We start from the raw sequence: 578 nt of genomic DNA, 5'->3' as shown, positions 1-578 counted from the left end.
GTACAACGGTGTCCAGGTCACCGACGTGGCCGTCGACAAGGTCAAGAACTGGGTGGACAACCGAGTCTTCGAGACCTACGCCGCGGCGGACAAGGCCCGCAAGGACCTTGAGCTCAAGACCACCGGCTGGGCCGGCGACATCGTCCCGGTCAAGGACGACGTGCACTTCGCGGACAACAAGAAGGAGTCCTGGAAGAAGGACGTCCCTGCGACGGACGCCTGGTGCACCTACGCGGGCATCGCGGACCGCAACGCGCTTGACGCGCTGGTCCGCGGGGGCAGCACCGAGTGGACGAACCGGAGCCACACCGCTGGCATCGTCATCACCCGGATCGACCGCGAAGCGTACGCCGCTGGGGCCGGTAGCGTCGAGGCCGACAAGGTCTGGAAGGACGACTACGCGACCTACTACTTCAAGAAGGACAACGGCTTCTACAAGGCCACCTTCTGGGCGCTGTACGACCTGGACTTCAAGCTGCGTGGCCACATCGTGGACATCGCTCTGAAGGACGTCGGCACCCTCGGCAGCAACGTGGGTGGCCAGGGCCTGGCCTACAACCAGAAGATCGGGACCGGTG

The 578-nt window shown here is 64.7% G+C and carries 1 pseudogene; it reads left to right on the top strand.

The features are described 5' to 3' along the window. Window positions 1-578: pseudogene (locus Msi02_RS42430) on the top strand (hypothetical protein); the annotation flags it as partial.

The organism is Microbispora siamensis (genome assembly GCF_016863095.1).
GTDB classification, from domain to species: domain Bacteria; phylum Actinomycetota; class Actinomycetes; order Streptosporangiales; family Streptosporangiaceae; genus Microbispora; species Microbispora siamensis.
The sequence above is the reverse complement of the archived record's forward strand: the minus strand, read 5'-3'. Positions and strand labels throughout refer to the sequence as shown.